Genomic DNA, 18,293 nt, shown 5'->3' with positions numbered 1-18,293 from the left:
TCTTCACAGAAGGGCCGCGTGTCCTCTCGCGCTCCGGCACAGAAATTCACTAGTGTTGAGTGCGGTATCCGCGTACCTGGTGACCGGAGGAGGAGTCGATGCGTGAACTGCACGCCGATCGCGCCGACTCAGACGGTGCGTTCATCGTCGTGATGGACCTCGACTCCGGCGAAGAGTTTCAGATCCCGATCGACAGCACGTTGCGCGCGCTCGTCCACCCGCCGGAATCGGTTGAGGCGGATGTCCCCGCCCAGTGCGAGTGCGCGTCGACCGACGCCGCCCGGCCCGAGTCGACTCCCTCCGGGCCCGCTCAGTCGGTGGCCGACCAGCCGACCGATGCGCAGGCGACGTTGTCGCTGACGCCCCGGGAGATCCAGGCTCGTGTCCGGTCCGGTGCCAGCGTCGAAGAACTCGCCGCCGCCACCGGGGTCGGAGTCGAGAAGATCAATCGGTTCGCGCATCCGGTGATCCTGGAACGGAGCCGGGCCGCGGAACTCGCGCGCGCCTCGCATCCGATGGGGGTGGACGGTCCCGTCGCAGGCACACTCGGCGAAATGGTGGCCGAATGCCTTGTGCTGCGCGGACATTCACCACAGAACGCCGAATGGGACGCGTGGCGCACGGAGTCGGGTCAGTGGGTGGTCCAGGTGTCGCCGGAACCGGGCTCGGACCTCTTCGCACACTGGCGCTTCGTGCCCGGTTCGCACGGCGGGACCACCGACCCGATGGACGATCTGGCCGTCGAGCTGACCGAACCAGAACTGGCGCGCAGCAGCCGCAGGCCCACAGTGCAGGCGGTACCGAAGCCTCCGGCCCACGAGGTGGCGCCCGACGGGCACGAATACGTCACGGTGGATGCCGACGACCTCACCGGACGGCAGAGTCACCGACGGGACCCGTTCGGAGAGGTCCTCGATCTGCGGTACGACGACGAGCGTCGAGTGGAGGCATCGACGCCGCAGGAGGAGAGGGAGTCGACGGCACCGCGGCACCGCGGCAAGCGTGCGACACCCACCGTGCCGGCGTGGGAGGACGTACTGCTCGGCGTCCGAAGCCACCCGAACGACTGATGCGACTTGGAGACTCGGTGCTGCCGAACATATCTGCCCTCTGGTTAATCGCCTGCCCCGATCCGGCGGCGGAGTTGGCCGGCGGCGTGTACATCGATCCGGAGAAGACGGCGGACTTCATCGAGAAGGCCTTCGCCGACACCGAGATCACGCCCATCGGAACCTCCGATCTCGCGGCTGCCGTCGACGGCGCCGACAACCGGGTGTTCGCCGCGCACTTCGGCCGCCTGGCGGTGCTCGCGGGCGCCAGCCTTCGCACCACCGACCCCGACGAGCTGACCTCCTATCTCGAGGATCTCGGTGTCGGCCAGACCTGGGCTCTCGTCTCGCTCGACCCCGACACCGACACCGGATGTGTGGCCCGCTGGCAGGACGGTGAACTGCAGCGCGCCTTCGTCGGCACGCCGACGGTGATCCGCACCGACGTGGGGCTGCCGTATCCGTTCGAAGGGCCGTTCTGGGCGGGTGACCACCCGCAGGCCGCCGCCGAACACGATCCGCTCGCGCTGCCCTTCCATCCCGGCGAACTCGCGGACGCCGCGCACGGCGCCTGGTTCGGCTTCAGTTTCCACGGCGACACATCGTCGGCCGTCGACCCCGCGCGCATCCCCGTCACCGTCTACCGCGTCGGGCCCGACGACGGATTCGACAACGTGATCGAATCATCGGTGCCCCTCCGCGCGGACGCCCCGACCGAGCCGCATCACGCGCACGCCGCTCCGGAGGGGTCGACCGAGGAGACCGAGCCGATCCAGCGGATTCCCGCGCCGGTCGCGACCCCGGAGCCGCAGTCGGAGCAGCAGCCGGACTCCCCGCCCGCGCGCACTCCCGGACCGATCTCCCGCTATTTCGGCTTCCGCGGTCGTCTGTGACGGCCGTCGACGCCGGTTGAGCGAATACCGGCCCTCCCAGGCTGGTTGAGCGAGCGCAGCCCCCGCCGCTGGTTGAGCGAGCGCCGCCCCCGCCGCTGGTTGAGCGAGCGAAGCGAGTCGAAACCGGCTCGCGTTTGGTTTCGACTCGCTGCGCTCGCTCAACCAGCCTGGGAGGGAACCGACACGCGTTTGGTGCGTTTGGTTTCGACTCGCTGCGCTCGCTCAACTGGCGGGAGGGAGGGAGGGAACCGACACACGTCGGTTTCGACTCGCTACGCTCGCTCAACCAGCCTGGGAGGGTTTCGACTCGCTGCGGCTCGCTCAGCCAGCGGGCGGGAACACCATCGGCACAGGTCAGCGGGCGCGCTCGTAGAAGGCCACCGCCGCCGCGGTCGCGACGTTCAGCGAATCGGTGCCCCGGCTCATCGGGATCCGCGCGCGGACGTCGCAGCGTCGCATCGTGTGTTCGGCCAGGCCGGGGCCCTCGGCCCCGACCAGGAAGGCCACCCTGTCGTCGGTGACCGCCTCGGCGAGGGGGACGCTGCCCTCGCCGGGAGTCAGTGCCACCGTGGTGAATCCGGCCGACCGCAGCAGGTCCAGGTCGGCCGGCCACGCCTGCGAGCGAGCGAAGGGCACGAGAAGCGCATGCCCCATCGACACGCGCACGCACCGTCGGTACAGGGGGTCGGCGCACCCGGTCCCGAAGATCACCCCGTCCACGCCGAGGCCCGCGGCGTTGCGGAAGATGCTGCCGATGTTCTCGTGATCGTTGACGCCCTCCAGGACGGCGACGGTGCGCGCGTTCTCGATCACCTCGGGCACCGAGAGTTCGACGGGCCGCCGGGCTGCGGCGAGGACGCCGCGATTGAGGTGGAAGCCGATCACCTCGGCCATCACCTCGGCGCTCGCACGGTAGAACGGCACCCCGGCCAGCGCCGGGTTTTCGAGGTCCGAGGCCAGTTCGTCGAGCCGGCGGTCGACGCCGAAGAAGGCATGCGGTGAAAACCTCGAGGCGATCATCCGCTGCGCCACCAGCACTCCCTCCGCGATCACAAGCCCCTTCCCCACCCGGCCGCCGGGCAGCGCGGGTACATCCGGGCGGCGGTCCACCGAGTTGAGGTCCCGGAAGTCGTCGATCCGCGGATCGGACGGGTCGACGATGTCGATGACGTCCACGGCGAGGTGGTCGGTCGGCCGGACTGCGTCTGTCGAGGTCACCAGTCAACGGTGCCACATCGTGGCCGGTCAGCGGTGCTCTGCACCGGCGTCGGTGAGCTTTGGCACACTGGACGGGTGAACAATTCGTCGTCTGACGCTGCCGATCCGCTCTCGCTCGAACGCCCCAGGGGCACCGACTGGCCGGAGATCCTCGAGATCGACGCCCGTGCGTTCGCCCTGCCGAAGCCGCTGCCCGCCGACGAGATGATCGAGTTCCGCAACCGGGCGGGTGAGGGCGACACCGTCATCATCCGCGACACCGGCTCCGACGGACGTCCGATCGTCGCCGTCTCGTTGTACTTCCCCGTGCCGCTCACCGTCCCCGGCGGCGAGTCGGCCACCACGGCCGGACTGTCGTGGGTCTCGGTGTCGGCCACCCATCGGCGCCGCGGTCTGCTGCGGCGGATGATCACCGAGCAGTACCGGACCTGGCGCGAACGCGAGTTCCCCCTCGCCACGCTCACCGCGTCGGAGGGCGGCATCTACGAACGCTTCGGTTTCGGGCCCGCGATCTTCTCTCATCGCGTCCGCGTGACTCCCGCGTCCGCGCAGTTCCGCACTCCCCGCCGGCCGATTCCCGGGTCCGCTACGGCAACAGCGAGCAGGTGGTCCGGCACGTCCCCGAGGTCCATCGCCGCTGGGCCGCAGGGCGCAACGGCGCGATCACCCGCCCGGAGACCTGGTGGCCGTCGATCATCGCCGACCGTGCCTTCCGCCGGAACTCGCAGACCAGCGGCCTGCACTATCTACTGCACGCCGACGGCTATGCGGCCTACCGGATCGATGCCCGCGACAAGACCGCGATCGTCGAGGACTTCGTCGCCGCCACGCCGGAGGCACACACCGACCTGTGGCGCGTCCTGTCGAGCCTGGACCTGGTCTCGGCCGTGACGGCGTCCATCCCGGTCGACGACCCGCTGCCGCACAAGCTGGTGAACGCGCGAGCCCTCGAGGTGCAGGGACGGGCGGACGAGCTGTGGGTGTCGATCCTCGACGTCGTCGCCGCCCTGGAACTGCGCACCTACGGCGCAGACGGCGACCTGGTCCTGGACGTGACCGACGGTTTCGGCGACCGTGCGGGACGCTACCGGCTGACGGTCGCCGATGCCCGTGCGACGGTGACGCGCACCGACGACGCCCCGCAGGCCGGCATCGACATCGCCACGCTCTCGAGCGTCTACCTCGGGGGTGTCGGCGTCCGCGAGATGGCCGCCGCCGGACGGATCGACGCGGATCCGGAGGTCGTAGCGCAGCTGGCGGCGATGTTCGCCGTCGACGAGGCGCCGTTCGCGGGCACGTTCTTCTGACGCGTCAGCCCGAGATCAGATCGGAGATCGGCCCTCTCGCGAAGTAGAGCAGGAACAGGACCGCCACCACGTACAGCAGCGGATGCATCCGGCGCCACTGTCCCCGCGCCGCTCCGAGCACCACCCAGCTGATGAAGCCGACGCCGATGCCGTTGGCGATCGAGTAGGTGAACGGCATGGTGACGATGGTCAGAAAGGCCGGGAGCGCGAGCTCGAACCGGGTGAAATCGATGTCCCTGATCTGGCCCATCATCATCGCGCCGACGACCACCAGCACGGGTGCGACAGCTTCCATCGGCACCACGCTGTACAGCGGGGTGAAGAACATCGCCGCCAGGAAGAGCACACCGGTCACGATGTTCGCGAATCCCGTGCGCGCGCCCTCGGCGATGCCCGCCGACGACTCGACCAGCACGGTGTTCGACGACGCGGACGACGCGCCGCCGACGATGGCGCCCGTACCCTCGATCATCAGCGCCCGTCCGATGCCCGGGAGATTGCCGTCCTTGTCCGCGAGACCGCCCTCCTTGCCGAGACCGGTCATCGTGCCCATAGCGTCGAAGAAGTTCGACAGCAGCAGGGTGAACAGGAAGACGCAGGCGATCAGAACGCTGACATCGTCGAACTGTCCGGTGAACGCGCCGAACAGGTCCACATCGCCCACGAGGGACAGGTCCGGCAGTCCGCCGATGCCGCTCGGGAGTTTGGGAACGTTCATCGCCCAGCCCCCGTGGCCTTCGGACGCCGGTCCGAGATGCATCACGGCCTCGACGATGATCGAGACCACGGTCATCACGATGATCCCGAGCAGCAGTCCGCCGGGCACCTTCCGCACCACCAGGACCGCCATCAGCAGGACGCCGACGACGAAGACGACCGTCGGCACGGTGCCGATCGACCCGTCGTGCCCCAGCTGGACCGGCGGGGCGCCGGCAGCCTCCGGCCGGGTCACGAAGCCGGCGTTGATGAAACCGATGAAGGCGATGAACGCGCCGATGCCCGCAGCGATCGCCGATTTGAGTTCGGCCGGCACGGCGTTGAAGACGGCGGTCCGGACACCGGTGAGGCCGAGCAGCACGATGATGACACCGTCGATCACCACCAGGCCCATCGCCGCCGGCCAACTCATCTGCGGCGCGATCGTCACCGCCAGCAGGCTGCTGATCCCGATGCCGGCCGCCAGGCCGAACGGATAGTTGGCGACCAGGCCGAAGACGATGGACATCACACCCGCGGCCAGTGCCACCACGGCGGCCACCTGAAGCATCGGGAGCACGTTGCCGAGGGAGTCGGCGTTGATCGGTTTCCCGGGGACACCGCCGATGATGATCGGCGTCAGGACGACGATGTACGCCATCGTGAAGAACGTGACCAGTCCGCCGCGCACTTCCCGGGCCACCGTCGAACCGCGCTCGCGGATCTTGAAGTACCGATCCAGCACGGACTGCGACGTCTTCGCCGTGTCGGTGCCGTTCGCCTCCTGCGGTTCGTTGTCGGCCGGATCGGTCATCGGCGGGCCTCTCAGTGTCGGGCATTCAATGGACCGGATAATTGTTGCGCATGCGCCGCGCGCGAACCACCACGGGCGGGAAAGCTAGTCTGAACCCATGTCAGACGAGTCCGAGATCCCGCAACTCCCGGCCAGGCTCAGGGCACCCGAACCGGTCATCGTGGCCGGGATGCTGATCTGGACGGTGGCCACGTTGGTGGTGTGGCTCGGCGGTGTTGGTCCCGACAGCGCGCTGCCGGTGTGCCTGGTCGGGCTCGGCGTCGGTGTGCTCGGCACCGGCGTGGTACTCCTCCAGAAGGCCGCCGTGCGGCGCGGTTCCCGCGGCGCTCAGGAAGGGCTCGACGTGCGCTGATCCCTGGCGTTCTTCACCTGCTGATCGTGCTGGGCCTGTTGGGCCACCGAATTCGTCACCCGCTTGGTTCCCACCCGCAGCAGGGCGGGTCGCCGGACCAGTTGCGCATGGGCCACGAGACAGACGAGCAGCCATATCAGTCCGAACAACCAGCCGAAGACGACGTCGGAGGTCCAGTGGACGCCGAGGTACACCCGGCTGAGACCGATCACCGCGATCAGCGCGGGAATCCACAGCAGGATCAGCGGTCGCGCCCGCACGCGCGGATACAGCCGGTACAGGATGACGGCGGAGAGCCCGTACACGACGGTGCTGAGCATCGCGTGCCCAGAGGGGAACGACGCTCCCCCGACGTCGATGAGCCGGTCGGTGACCGGTGGTCTGGGTCTGGCGAACAAGAGCTTGAGCAGCACCATCAGCACGTAGCCGCTCAGGCTGCCGACCACGATGAGTGCCGAGAGGTCGATGCGGTTGCCCACCCACGCGAGCACCAGCACCCCGATGACCACCAGGACCACCGTCAGGGTGTCACCGAGGACGGTCAGGAACTGCATAACCGAGGTCAGCGGTTCGTGCCGGGAGTGCACCACCCAGTCGGTGATGCGTTCGTCGATCGGGAACTGCTGCACTACTGCCTCGCTGGTGTCTCTGGAGGGAACTCGTCGTTCGCGGCTCGCCGCTCACGGTACTGGCTCATCGTCCGCCCGCCCCCGACATCGGCTCAGATGCACCGTCCCGTCGTCGTCCACCCACAGGGGCACGCGCCGCCGGTCGTCGGTCTCACCGGTCACCGTGACATGGAGATCGTCGTGGAGCCGCACGCGGTGGGGCGCGGGCAGTCCGGCCGCCGCGGACAGCCGGACGGCGTCGGCGGAGTCGGGGTCGACGGACTCGCCGCCCTGGTCCGGGATCACCCGGTAGACCTCGGCCGCGGTAGGTGCATCGAGGAGATCGGCCAGCAGAGCGGCTGAATCGGCGTCGGGCGGGATCGCAGGCAGGACGGCGCGACCGGCGGGCACCACGCTCATCCACCACGGCGCCCCGACCACCACGGGATCGTCGGAGACTTCGCCGGAGACCGTCCGGGCGCCTCGGGGCGGTTCGACGTCGTCGACCGCGAACGCCCCGGAACGCACGGCACTGATCAGCGCGGCATGGGCACGGACTGCGACGCCGGGTGCGACCGTCCGTGCCGGATCGGCGAGCCTTGCCAGCCAGTCGGCCGCGTCGTCGGCGTCGTCCGGCTCACCGGCGGCGAGGAGTCCGGCGGCCGCCACGGGCACCTCGACGGGGTCGAACAGCCCGCGCAGCGACGTCTCGTCGACCGATCGGAGACCCCGTAGCGCAGTGCCGTCGATCTCGGCGTATCGGCGCAGCCACCACCGCGTGTACCCGCCGGTCAGCGCGGACGCGGTGTCGGGGTCGTCGGCCAGCAGCGCGAGAGCGGCCGGCCACTGCCGAGGGTCGACGAGGTCCAGGTCGCGAACGGCGATCAGTTCTTCGGGCGGCACCTCGTGCTCCTCCCACCATCGCTCCTCGTCGGGCAGGTCGTGATCCGGCGCGACGGGCGCGTCGTCGCGCACGAGCGTGAATCCCCATCCGACGCCGAGTCGGCGCAGAGCCGTCGGCCCGTACGTCTCGACCACCGAATCGGCGACGGTTCCGAACGGAGAGTCGTCGACCAGCACCTGCGCCAGCGGGCTGTCGGGCAGCAGGAGTTCGTCCGCCGGCCACCGCTCGCCGTCGGCTCCGAGCAGTTCCAGACCGCCGAGTTCGGCCGGCGCGCGACCGGCGTCGGGCAGTCCGAGGATCCTGAGCACCACGTCGGTCACGGCGTCCGGGTCGGCAGCGCGGTCGTCGGAATCGGGGCCGGCGTCGAGCTCCGCGATCAGCTCGGGCAGCGCCAGAGCCGCCGCGGGCGAGATGCGCGTGAGTCCGAGGCGGTCCAGGAGCGGGTCGTAGGCGGCGGGATCGACGGTCGGCACCCAGCTCGGGACGGGCGGATCGTCGAGCCCGTCCAGCCCGTCGATGAGAAAGAGCCCGCGGCACCCGACGTTCATGCGGCCGTCGGCGCGCGGAACCGGCAGCGTTCCCAGTTCCTCGGCGGTCCGTGCGTCCGGGACCATCGGCGCCAGCGCCGCGTAGAGCCGCGACCACCATGCGGTGTCCTCGCCGCCGGCACCGGACAGCAGCTCGGCCAGATCGGCCAGGCCGAGGCGCCGAGCGCCCAACCCCACCAGCAGCGACGCCGTCACCCGGTCACTGACATCCGGATGCGCCAACGGTTCGAGAAGGTCGCCGAGCAGTGCCGCGAGGTCGGCCGTCAGGCCCGGGAGCACCCACGCCCGTTCGGGCGAGAGCGCCTCCCCGGTGGCAGACGGCAGCCACCGGGCAGTGCGCAGCCGGTCCCGGACCGCCTCCCGGAGCACCGCGTCCACCCGGCCCGATGCGAGCGCCGGCGGGGGAATCACCGCTTGCTTCTGGTCGTCGGGAACCAGTGCCGCGAGTTCGGGATAACCCGCGGCCGCCGCCTCGACGTCGGCGTCGGGATGCAGTTCCCGGCGATCGGGCGTCAACGGCAGGTCGGCGATCACGCGCGCGGGAAGGGTCAGTTCGATATCCGTGGCGTTGGGGCTGCGCAGCGCGTCGCCCGACAGCGGCCGTATCCGTCCGTCCCGGATCGGCACCAGCCATCGGGCGGTGGCGGCTCGCGCGATCAGCCAGCGCCGGTGCTCGGTGCCGTCGCGGGTGATGACGACGGTGTCGCCGTCGGCCAGACGCTCGTAACTCCGCCCGGCGACGTCGATCCGCGCGAGCGCCTCCAGTTCGAGCAGGAGGTCGGGCGCCTGGTGCTGCGCCGCCGACACGATCGCGGCCGCGGCCTCCTCGTCGGCCGTCTCCAGCACCACCTCGGTGTCGAATCCCGCAGCGGGCTGGGCCGCCGAGGGCCAGGCCAGTCGCTGCGCGGGGACCCGATCGAGATCCAGCTCCGAATCGGGATCGTCGATCAGCGCGCGGATCTGTCCGCGAGTCCGATCGGCGTCGAACTCGATCGATCCGCTGCGTGAGGCGAGGGTGACGCGCGCGGCGAGCGACGTGGCACGGAAACCCATGCCGAAGCGGCCGACGGTGGTCCCGCCGTGGATCAGCGGGCTCTTCGGCGACACGCGCAGCGCCGTGAGCGACCGGACTCCGGCGGCCGTCAGCGGCGCACCGGTGTTCGCGACGTGGACGGTGGCGCCGTCGGCCCACACCGCCACTCGGCCGTCGATGCCGGCCAGGCTCGCCGCGTCGGCCGCATTGGCCGCGAGCTCGGTGAAGAGGCGGTCGCGGTAACCGATCTCGAGAAGTTCCGCCTCGGCCGCAGCGTCCTCGGCCAGACGGGTGGGCGACGACAGCCAGCCCTGCAGGGTGCTCCGGCGCAGGTCCGCGGTCCCGAACGGATCCGCGGGATCAGTCTCCGGCCGGGGCATCGCTCGCCGGAACGGCCGGCAGCGTCACGACCTCGACGGCACCGTCGTCGAAGGCGTCGTAGGCCGGGCTGCCATTGCCCGGTGCGGGCCGTACGTCCGAATGCGCGCCGCAACCGTACTCCGCGGAGACCGCGCGGCCGTCGGCGGACAGCTCGTTGGCGCAGACGCCGAAGGCGCCGTGGAGCGCTCCGGCGAGGGGCAGGTAGAAACCACAGGTCCCGCACGAGTGCCGGGCGTTGCGGGCCATCGCCGAATCGGGACCGAATTCGCCGTCGTACCAGCGCTGGGCGGCGTCGGCGCGGCCCTCGAAGGAGAGCAGGCGCTTGCGTCCGAGGCCGATCTCCGCCGAGACCTGCCCCACCTGATCCCGGTCGATGGGATCGACGTCGAGGGTGTCGATCTGCCCGGGGACCAGCCGCGGATCGTCGGCGGGCGCGGCCAGCAGATCGCCGGGACCGAGATCGCCCGGCGCGACGCGATCCACCCAGGGAACCCATTCGGGGGCGAGCAGAGCGCCGTCGCCGGGGAGCAGGACGGTCTCGCTGACCGTCAGTTCCCTCGACTCGGGCGCACCCGCGACGACGACGCACCACTGCCAACCCCGGTAGCCGGGGACTTCGGCGGCGAAGTAGTGGGTGGCGGCGTACTCGCCCTCCGAGCGCGCCCCCAGATGCTCACCAGGCGTTTCGCCGTCGGCGATCAATGCTTCGCGCGCGAAGGCGACAGCATCCACCAGGGCGCCGTTCTCGAATGCAACACTCACCCTTCCAGTGTGCAATAGCGGCCCGGGGTAATGCACGTCAGGCACCTTTCGCAGACGATTCGCGGGATCGGCGAGGCACGCACGAAGCATCGGGCGCCGCCTGTTCCCAGCCTTGTCCGCGTCATAGGGAACAATTGATGACGTGAATCCTCGTCAACCCGGTGACAACCGCCCCCACGGCGGTGACCGGCAGCAGTCTCCGCGGTCTCCGCGGCGGCCGGCGCCGCATCCCGGCCAGGCGAACTACCCGGCCGACCCGCGACCGCGCGTGCCCACCCGACCGTTCGAGTCCCGCGAACGTCCGGCCAGCGAGGGCTATCTGCCTCCGCGCACCCGCAACCCGCATCTGCCCCCGCTCGACCCGCAGACCGAACCCGTCGACCAGCCGACCACCCGGATCAAGCCGGAGGCCGGCGCGCAGGACCGTCGCCGCGGCACCGAATACGTTCCACCCGAGAAGGTCACGGTGGTCCGGGTCTTCGCGCGGCGGTCGAAGTACTTCACCGCCCGCGGCGTGAACATGGTGCATCGCGCGGCGACGGCCGACGGCGCCGACCGGTCCGGACTCACCGCGCTCACGCTGCCGGTGATCGCCAACAGCGCCGTCGACGCCGCGATGGCGGTCGCGCTGGCGAACACGCTGTTCTTCGCCGCGGCCACCGGCGAATCGAAGGTCAACGTCGGCCTGTACCTGGCTTTGACGATCGCACCGTTCGCGCTCATCGCACCGCTGATCGGGCCGCTTCTGGACCGGCTGCAGAACGGGCGGCGAATCGCGATGGCCGCGACCTTCGGCCTCCGCGCGGTCCTCGGGTTGCTCATCATCGTGAACTCCTCGTGGGACTCCTCATCCGGGCAGCTCACGTACAAGCCGTGGGTGCTCTATCCGTGCGCCCTCGGGCTCATGGTCCTGTCGAAATCGTTCGGGGTGCTCAAATCGGCCGTGGCACCGCGCGTGCTGCCGCCCTCGATCGATCTGCCCCGCGTCAACTCCCGGCTCACCACGTTCGGCCTGATCGGCGGCACCATCGTCGGCGGCGGCATCGCGGGCGCGCTCGAGATGGTGCTCGGCAAGTTCCTCCCCTTCCACGTTCCGGGCGCGATGATCTGGCTGGTGCTGGTCGCCGCGATGGGCGGCTACTACTGCATGAAGATCCCGTCGTGGGTGGAGGTGACCGAGGGCGAGGTCCCGACGACGATCACCTACCGCGGCAGTCCGGACGCCGAGGCCCCCACCGAGCGGACCCACAAGCCGAGCCTCTCGAAGCGGTTGGCGGCCAAGATGCGCCAGCCGCTGGGCCGTTCGGTGGTGACCGGACTGTGGGGCAACGGAACCATCCGCATCCTGACCGGGTTTCTCACCCTGTACATCGCCTTCTACGCCAAGGCGCAGGACCACCTGGGTTCTGGCTGGGCGCAGCTGATGATGCTGGGTGCGGTGGGTGCCGCCGCCGGCGTCGGCAACGCCGCCGGAAACGGCCTCGGCACGCGGATCGAGCTGCGCAATCCCACCGCGATCGTCGTGTGGTCCACCGCGGCCACATTCGTCGGATGTCTGCTGGCCGCGATCTTCAACTCGCTGATCTTCGTCGTCGTCGCAGGCTTCATCGGCTCGGCGACCAGCGCCATCGCGAAGGTCTGCATGGATTCGAGCATCCAGGACGATCTACCGGAGGAGTCCCGGGCGTCCGCATTCGGCCGGTCGGAGACGGTGCTCCAACTCTGCTGGGTCTTCGGCGCCACCCTGGGTGTGCTCCTGCCCACCGAGCTGTGGATCGGCTTCACCGTGGTCACCGTGTTCGTCGGAATCGGTCTCGTCCAGACCTTCCTGACCAGCCGCGGTTCCACGATGGTGCCGGGCTTCGGCGGCCGCCGCCCCGATCACGCGGCCCCGACGATGCCGATCGAAGTGCCCGACCATCTGCGCGCACCGCGCTGAGCCGCGGCCGACACGCCCCTGATCGAGCCCGCACATCCCCCAGCCCCCGCCCCCTAACCGAAGGACGTATTCGACGTGATGCAACCGGGAGACAAGAAGGCCCTCGCGATCATCGGAGCCGTGGTGGTCGCGGCCCTGGTGATCATCGCCGGCGCCACCACGCTGCTCGTCCGGGGACACGAGAAGCCGCTGCCGACCATCTCGTTCCAGGCCGGCGACCACCTGACCCGGGCCGAACCGTCGTACTGGTGCTCGGTGAAGATGGACGACTGCCGACTCGTCGACCGGAACGGCAAGTTCAAGCTCCGCACCTACGACCACCCGGTCGCCATCGGCGAGCGGGTGACCCTGAGCGTTCCGAAGGAGATCTCAGACGGGCCGTGGACGCTCATCGCCGAATACGCGACACCACGGGGCATCGCACGCGTGATGTGGCTGCACCTGCCGGGCACCACTTTCACGCAGATTCTGCACAGCGAACCCGATCGGGTGCTGATGGGCGTGGAGGTGTCGTCGATCTCGGCGTACCGGGAGAAGACCCCCGGCCAGGACAACGACTCGCTCGACGTCGACCTGTCGATCCGCGGCACCTTCTCGATCCGGACTCTGCCGGTCGACTTCCGCATTCCGAACACCGCGACGCTGCCCGACCAGCGCGGCTAGCTCGGCCGGACGGAGGCCCGCCTCAGCGGTCGAGTTCGCGTGTGACGCCGCGGACGACCTCCGAGATCCGCTGGGCGGTCTTCCGGTCGGGATAGCGGCCGTTGCGCAGATCCGGCTGCACCTTGCCTTCGAGCAAGGTGATGAGATCGGCGATGAGCCCGTGCAGTTCGTCGGGCGAGAGACGCTTCGCGTCCCGCTCGCGGCGTGCCGCCTCGCGCGTGTTGCGCGCCACACTGGGCGCCGGTTCGAGGACCGTGACGCGCAGCGCCTGCGGGCCGCGGCGTCCCGCCGCCATGTCGAACTCCACCTTCTGTCCGACCTTCAGCTCCGAGACGTCCGAGGGCAGCGCGTTGGCCCGGACGTACACATCCTCGCCGTCGGTCTGCGACAGGAACCCGAAGCCCTTCGCGGAGTCGTACCACTTCACCCGGCCGGTCGGCACAGTGCTCACCTTCACAACTGATCTGGTCTGCCACAGACAAAAGCGCCTTGGCCCGATGGCAGTCCGAGCGGAGGCGCGCTGCAACAGATTCTAGCGTTCGGGCTACCGTTGACGCCATGCAGACCCAGAAGTCCTCACGCCTGCTCGGGGTCGCCGTCGTCATGTTCGGCATCGGGATGATCGCGAGCATCGCCCTGCTGTTCCCGGCGGTCCGGGACACCGGGACGGCCGTCGTCACGACCGTCTACGTTCTGGCCATGGGCGCACCGCTGGGATTGCTGCTCGGGATCGTGTTCGCCCTGCTGTCCGGCCGGCGCAGCCGGTGAACCGCATCGACCCGGACCGGCCGCTGCGGCCCGTCAGCGACGAGACCGAACTCAAACGAGCTTTCAGTTGCTTCCCGTCCGGCGTGGTGGCCGTGTGTCGCACAGGCGACGATCCCGGGGGCGACCCGATCGGGATGTCCGCCAGCGCCTTCACCACCGTCTCGCTCGATCCGCCGCTGGTGTCGGTGTGCGTCCGCAACGGCTCCACCACCTGGCCCGCACTGAGGGGCGGCACCGTCGGCGTGAGTGTCTTCGCCGCGCACCAGGGCGACGTCTGCCGCAGGCTCGCGGGGCCGCCGGAGGACCGGTTCACCGGGGTACGCCCCATCGCCGACGACTCGGGCGCGGTCTTCATCCCCGGCGCCGCCGCCCACCTGGCATGCACGGTGTTCTCAGAGATCCCCGCGGGCGACCACCTCGTGGTGCTTCTGACCATCGACGCCCTGCGCTGCGACCCGAACGTCGAACCACTTGTCTTCCACGCCAGCAGCTTCCGCGCACTCGAAGCTCGACGCGCGCAATCCTGACATACCGGCGTGTCGGAACTCTCAAACAGGATGTGACCTTTGTCACATAACAACCCGATAACAAACGGGATACGAGACGGGTATCAGTGCCGTGAGCAGCACGGACGTGCCACGACGCCCGATCGGCCGCTTCACGCCACCTCAGAGCACCTCTTCGCATCAGATGTTCTCGCGGGCCCGACGACGTAGTGTTCATAACGGCCGCCACCCAGGCGACCACCCGAACGCCCGTTCCGCCGGTCGCGCCCAACCTCGCTCCGCCGGCAGGACACCCGCTGATGCAGTTTCAGGAGCGAGGACGGGGGACCCACAATCCTCCGGGAAGCGGTCGATCACCTCGGTGGTCGGCCTTGGGGTTAAGCCCGGCAGACGTCGCACCCAGTGACGCGAGCCGGACCGGGCACCTCTCAGCCCGAACCCGACAGCTCACCTCGTAGGCGCGTGGAGAGAGGAAACGAAGACATATGTCCGGACGTCACTCGAAGCAGACGACCAATACCAAGACTTTCGCGAAGATCGCCCTCACGTCGGCCATCATCGGCGGCGGCGCGGCCCTGATGGGCGGCGGTCACGCCTCGGCAGCGACCGATTCCGAGTGGGATCAGGTCGCACAGTGCGAGTCCGGCGGCAACTGGGCCATCAACACCGGAAACGGCTACCAGGGCGGCCTGCAGTTCAGCCCGAGCACCTGGGCGGCCCACGGCGGCACCCAGTACGCACCGAGCGCCGACCAGGCCACCCGCGAGCAGCAGATCGCCGTCGGCGAGCGCGTTCTCGCCACCCAGGGCAAGGGCGCATGGCCCACCTGCGGCGGTCCCCTCTCGGGCCCCACCCAGCGCAGCGCCCCGGCCACCCCCAAGCCGGCCAACCCGCTCGCACCGAAGCAGCAGGACGCCCCGAAGACCGGCCTGGCCAAGTCTGCCGACGCCAAGAACACCGAAGAGGCCAAGCAGCAGATCGACAAGGTCGTCAACGACTCCAAGGTGAGCCCCGAGGTGCGCAGCGCCTGGAAGGCCGCCAAGGACTCCGGCTACCAGCTCACCCCGGACCAGCTGAAGCTGTACAACCAGAACAAGGGCCTGATCAACCTCCCCTGATCACCCGAGAAGTTCATCCGAGAAGACCTCCGCTTCGGCGGGGGTCTTCTCGCATTTCGCGACCGCCCCCGCACCGACGTGACACATGGCGCACGAAAACCGGCCGGACCACACGGTCCGGCCGGTCTCGGCAGAGCTCAGGTCAGGTCAGCGGTTGACGACGGTCTTCGACTGGATGTACGGCAGGCTGTCGACGGGCTGCGGCAGCTCGTAGTAATCGCCGAACGGCGAGAGCGCACCCGCCAGGTGAGAGGTGAACTCCGTCACCGCGTGCTGCTCACCGATATCCGTCGGCCAACCGTTGTCCACGTATCCACTCTTCTTAGCCACGGCCTCATTGTGCCATGCCCGCTGAACCGGCGGTACAGTTGTCCGAATGAGTCCCGACCTGCCGCTGCGCGGGTTGGCCGACGATCTCGCCGAGCGGTCCGACGATGCGCTCGTCGAGTTGCTGATCGCCCGGCCCGACCTCGCTTCTCCCCCGCCCCGCGGCACCGGTGTCCTCGCCCAGCGCGCGCTGTCGGCGGCGTCGATCTCCCTGGCGGGCGAAGGGCTCGACCTTCTGGCGGTCGCGGTGATCGAGGCCTTTCTCGACGCGTCCAGTGCGATCGGCGAACGCAAGGAACTCCTCGGGCCGGTGAGCCGGGACGCGATCGTCGCCCGTCTCGGTCGGCGGGCGCGGCGCGGCGACGTCGACGCGCGTCTCGACCAGATGGTCACCCGTGCACTGCTGTGGGGCACCGGCCCCCGCCGGCGCGGCAGGCACACCGACTGGATCGCCGGGGCGCATCTGCCCGCCGCCCTGCCGTGGCGGGCTCACAATCTGCTCGGCCCCATCGCGGAGTCGACTCCCGCGCAGATCCGCGAGCGCATCGAATCGGCCGCCGAGCGGCCCAGGGAACTGCTCACCACACTCGCCCAGGGGTCGTCTCTCGGGCGCAGTCGCGACGCCGCACCGGATGCCGATCCGAGCGCGCCGGTGCCCACCCTCATCTCACTCGGTCTGCTCGCACGGATCGATGAGCAGACCGTGGAGCTTCCGCCCCAGGTGGGACAACTGCTTCGCGGTCAGCCGCCGCTCGAGACCGCGGTCCTGCGGGAACCGCCACTCACCGGTGCGGACGGCCCCGGGCGGTTCGACGCGAAGGCCGTCGACGCCGCGGGGGCGGGCGAGGCGCTCGAACTGCTCCGTCACTCCGGCGATCTGATCGAGGCGCTCGGCACCGCACCGGCGGCCCTGCTGCGGTCCGGCGGCCTGGGCATCCGCGAACTCCGGCGCCTCGCCAAGACCACCGCCCTGACCGTGAGCCGCGTCGGCCTGCTCGTCGAGCTGCTGGCCAGGCAGCGGCTCCTCGACGCGGGTGCGCCCGACTCCGACGCGGGCGACCACCTCGCCGACGACGTCTTCGCGCCCACCGGCGCCGTCGACGCCTGGGCGCATCTGAGTTCCGGGCGACGATGGCTCGGCATGGCGCGGGCGTGGCTCGATCTGCCGCGGCAGCCCTGGCAGATCGGCGACACCGACCGCGAGGGGAACACCCTCGCGGCGCTGTCGTCCGAACTGTTCGACGCCACCGCCGCGGCCTCGCGCCGCGCGGTGCTGGCTCCGCTCGCCGACGCCGAGCCCGCCCACCCGGTGTCCCCCGAAGCGCTGACCGCGGTACTCGGATGGCGTCATCCGCGCCGTCTCCGCCGGCTCAACGTGCATGTGGTCTCCGAGACCCTGCGCGAGGCGACCGAACTCGGACTCGTGGCGCACGGCTCGCTCACGACCGCCGGGCGGCTGCTCCTCGACGTTCCCGCCGACGCCGAGTCGGCGGCCGACGTGCTCGCGGCGATGGACGCGTCCCTGCCCGACCTCATCGACTACTTCCTGGTGCAGGCCGACCTGACAGTCGTGGTGCCCGGGCCGCTCGACCCGGACGTGGCCGACCGGCTCCGGTTGATCGCCGACCTCGAATCGGGCGGTGCCGCCTCGATGTACCGGATCACCGAAGACAGTGTGCGGCGCACGCTCGACACCGGCCGCACCAGCGCCGAGATCGCCACGTTCCTCCACGAGCACTCACGGACGCCCGTGCCGCAGTCGCTGACATATCTGATCGACGACGTCGCCCGCAGACACGGCCGGCTGCGCGTGGGCGTGGCGGCGTCGTTCATCCGCTGCGACGACACCGCGATGCTCACCGAGGTGCTGCGCAGCGAGGCCGCGACCGAGCTGGCCCTGCGCGCCCTGGCCCCGACGGTCGCGGTGTCGGCGGCACCGCTGCGCGATGTGATCGACCGGCTGCGCGCATCGGGGTTCAGCCCCGCGGGCGAGGACTCCTCCGGAGCGCTGATCGACCTGCGCAGCCGAGGCGTCCGCGTCCCGGCCCGCGGTGCGGCGTCGTCCCCACCGCATCGACGCGCCGCTCTCGGTCCCGGTCAGGCGCACGCCGTCGTCTCCAGGATGCGGACCGCCGACCGCGCCGCCGGACCGGTCGCCGCGGCCTCGGCGTCGGGTGCCGCCGGCGAGACCGTGTCCACGCTGATCCAACTGGCCCTGCGCACCGGGAGGCGCCTGCGCATCGGTTATGTGGACGCGCAGGGCGCGGCGAGTCGGCATGTGGTGCACGCCCGTTCGCTGGCCGCCGGACAACTGGTGGCCGACGAGGAGGGCGGCGAGCCCGACCTCCGGTTCGCGCTGCACCGGATCACCAGGGTCGAGGTGCTCTGACTCCCGACGGCAGGTGGC

17 protein-coding genes, 1 pseudogene and 1 riboswitch are annotated in these 18,293 nt (G+C 70.1%); of the genes and pseudogenes, 11 read left to right on the top strand and 7 right to left on the bottom strand.

Going from position 1 to position 18,293, the window contains the following annotated elements; translation table 11 throughout:
- Nucleotides 1-98: 98 nt before the first annotated feature.
- On the top strand, nt 99-1,070 hold the full coding sequence (gene sepH, locus P5P27_RS02785; RefSeq protein WP_006894592.1) for a septation protein SepH: 972 nt from the start codon (nt 99-101) through the stop codon (nt 1,068-1,070).
- Complete coding sequence (locus P5P27_RS02780) at nt 1,070-1,942, top strand: DUF6928 family protein (RefSeq protein WP_233500107.1); 873 nt, start codon at nt 1,070-1,072, stop codon at nt 1,940-1,942. Before sepH ends, P5P27_RS02780 begins: the two co-directional genes overlap by 1 nt.
- Before the next feature lie 354 nt (nt 1,943-2,296).
- Here the strand turns inward: P5P27_RS02780 and P5P27_RS02775 are convergent, their stop codons facing one another.
- The gene (locus P5P27_RS02775) at nt 2,297-3,160 is read right to left on the bottom strand and encodes a TrmH family RNA methyltransferase (RefSeq protein WP_278126300.1); all 864 of its coding nucleotides are present in this window, start codon (nt 3,158-3,160) and stop codon (nt 2,297-2,299) included.
- Here P5P27_RS02775 and P5P27_RS20725 point away from each other — a divergent pair.
- Together P5P27_RS20725 and P5P27_RS20720 are read left to right on the top strand one after the other, a co-directional pair.
- Nucleotides 3,125-3,607: pseudogene (locus P5P27_RS20725) on the top strand (GNAT family N-acetyltransferase); the annotation flags it as partial. The gene P5P27_RS02775 and the pseudogene P5P27_RS20725 sit on opposite strands and share 36 nt — an antisense overlap.
- A gap of 158 nt (nt 3,608-3,765) precedes the next feature.
- A complete protein-coding gene (locus tag P5P27_RS20720; protein ID WP_423201242.1) occupies nt 3,766-4,467 on the top strand; it encodes a sterol carrier protein domain-containing protein in 702 nt (233 codons plus the stop codon).
- A gap of 4 nt (nt 4,468-4,471) precedes the next feature.
- Here P5P27_RS20720 and P5P27_RS02765 read toward each other — a convergent pair whose 3' ends face one another.
- On the bottom strand, nt 4,472-5,977 hold the full coding sequence (locus tag P5P27_RS02765) for an NCS2 family permease (protein ID WP_006894586.1): 1,506 nt from the start codon (nt 5,975-5,977) through the stop codon (nt 4,472-4,474).
- A 97-nt stretch (nt 5,978-6,074) separates the two neighbouring features.
- Here P5P27_RS02765 and P5P27_RS02760 point away from each other — a divergent pair, with 97 nt between their 5' ends.
- A complete protein-coding gene (locus P5P27_RS02760; protein WP_006894584.1) occupies nt 6,075-6,329 on the top strand; it encodes a DUF2530 domain-containing protein in 255 nt (84 codons plus the stop codon).
- Here P5P27_RS02760 and P5P27_RS02755 read toward each other — a convergent pair.
- The 3 genes from P5P27_RS02755 to P5P27_RS02745 are packed head-to-tail and all read right to left on the bottom strand — an operon-like array spanning nt 6,305 to nt 10,565.
- Nucleotides 6,305-6,958: a phosphatase PAP2 family protein gene (locus P5P27_RS02755; protein ID WP_006894582.1), complete on the bottom strand. Its 654-nt coding sequence runs from the start codon at nt 6,956-6,958 to the stop codon at nt 6,305-6,307. The two genes, P5P27_RS02760 and P5P27_RS02755, sit on opposite strands and share 25 nt — an antisense overlap.
- Before the next feature lie 51 nt (nt 6,959-7,009).
- Nucleotides 7,010-9,802: a sacsin N-terminal ATP-binding-like domain-containing protein gene (locus tag P5P27_RS02750; protein WP_006894580.1), complete on the bottom strand. Its 2,793-nt coding sequence runs from the start codon at nt 9,800-9,802 to the stop codon at nt 7,010-7,012.
- Nucleotides 9,783-10,565 (bottom strand): DUF3027 domain-containing protein, encoded by a 783-nt coding sequence (locus P5P27_RS02745; protein WP_039866704.1) that lies wholly within the window; start codon nt 10,563-10,565, stop codon nt 9,783-9,785. The genes P5P27_RS02750 and P5P27_RS02745 overlap by 20 nt, the downstream gene beginning before the upstream one ends.
- A 142-nt stretch (nt 10,566-10,707) precedes the next feature.
- On the opposite strand from P5P27_RS02745, the gene P5P27_RS02740 reads away from it, so the two are divergent.
- Both P5P27_RS02740 and P5P27_RS02735 read left to right on the top strand, forming a co-directional pair.
- Nucleotides 10,708-12,504, top strand: a complete 1,797-nt coding sequence (locus P5P27_RS02740; protein WP_045539906.1) for an MFS transporter — start codon at nt 10,708-10,710, stop codon at nt 12,502-12,504.
- Nucleotides 12,505-12,582: 78 nt separating this feature from the next.
- The gene (locus P5P27_RS02735; protein ID WP_039866702.1) at nt 12,583-13,167 is read left to right on the top strand and encodes a DUF2771 family protein; all 585 of its coding nucleotides are present in this window, start codon (nt 12,583-12,585) and stop codon (nt 13,165-13,167) included.
- Between the two features lie 22 nt (nt 13,168-13,189).
- On the opposite strand, the gene P5P27_RS02730 is transcribed toward P5P27_RS02735, so the two are convergent.
- Nucleotides 13,190-13,609 (bottom strand): cold-shock protein, encoded by a 420-nt coding sequence (locus P5P27_RS02730; protein WP_006894574.1) that lies wholly within the window; start codon nt 13,607-13,609, stop codon nt 13,190-13,192.
- A gap of 116 nt (nt 13,610-13,725) precedes the next feature.
- On the opposite strand from P5P27_RS02730, the gene P5P27_RS02725 reads away from it, so the two are divergent.
- The 3 genes from P5P27_RS02725 to P5P27_RS02715 all read left to right on the top strand — a co-directional run bounded on the left by P5P27_RS02725 (nt 13,726) and on the right by P5P27_RS02715 (nt 15,559).
- Nucleotides 13,726-13,935: a hypothetical protein gene (locus tag P5P27_RS02725; protein WP_006894572.1), complete on the top strand. Its 210-nt coding sequence runs from the start codon at nt 13,726-13,728 to the stop codon at nt 13,933-13,935.
- Complete coding sequence (locus P5P27_RS02720) at nt 13,932-14,462, top strand: flavin reductase family protein (RefSeq protein ID WP_006894569.1); 531 nt, start codon at nt 13,932-13,934, stop codon at nt 14,460-14,462. Before P5P27_RS02725 ends, P5P27_RS02720 begins: the two co-directional genes overlap by 4 nt.
- A gap of 263 nt (nt 14,463-14,725) precedes the next feature.
- Nucleotides 14,726-14,918: riboswitch (cyclic di-AMP (ydaO/yuaA leader) on the top strand.
- 8 nt (nt 14,919-14,926) lie between these two features.
- Nucleotides 14,927-15,559: a transglycosylase family protein gene (locus tag P5P27_RS02715; RefSeq protein WP_006894567.1), complete on the top strand. Its 633-nt coding sequence runs from the start codon at nt 14,927-14,929 to the stop codon at nt 15,557-15,559.
- Nucleotides 15,560-15,706: 147 nt separating this feature from the next.
- On the opposite strand, the gene P5P27_RS02710 is transcribed toward P5P27_RS02715, so the two are convergent.
- The gene (locus P5P27_RS02710; protein WP_006894566.1) at nt 15,707-15,889 is read right to left on the bottom strand and encodes a hypothetical protein; all 183 of its coding nucleotides are present in this window, start codon (nt 15,887-15,889) and stop codon (nt 15,707-15,709) included.
- 46 nt (nt 15,890-15,935) lie between these two features.
- On the opposite strand from P5P27_RS02710, the gene P5P27_RS02705 reads away from it, so the two are divergent.
- Entirely contained in the window at nt 15,936-18,275 is a 2,340-nt protein-coding gene (locus P5P27_RS02705) for a helicase-associated domain-containing protein (RefSeq protein ID WP_278126292.1), read from the top strand.
- Nucleotides 18,276-18,293: the final 18 nt, after the last annotated feature.

The organism is Gordonia sihwensis, assembly GCF_029632925.1.
Classification (GTDB): Bacteria; Actinomycetota; Actinomycetes; order Mycobacteriales; family Mycobacteriaceae; genus Gordonia; species Gordonia sihwensis.
The sequence above is the reverse complement of the archived record's forward strand: the minus strand, read 5'-3'. Positions and strand labels throughout refer to the sequence as shown.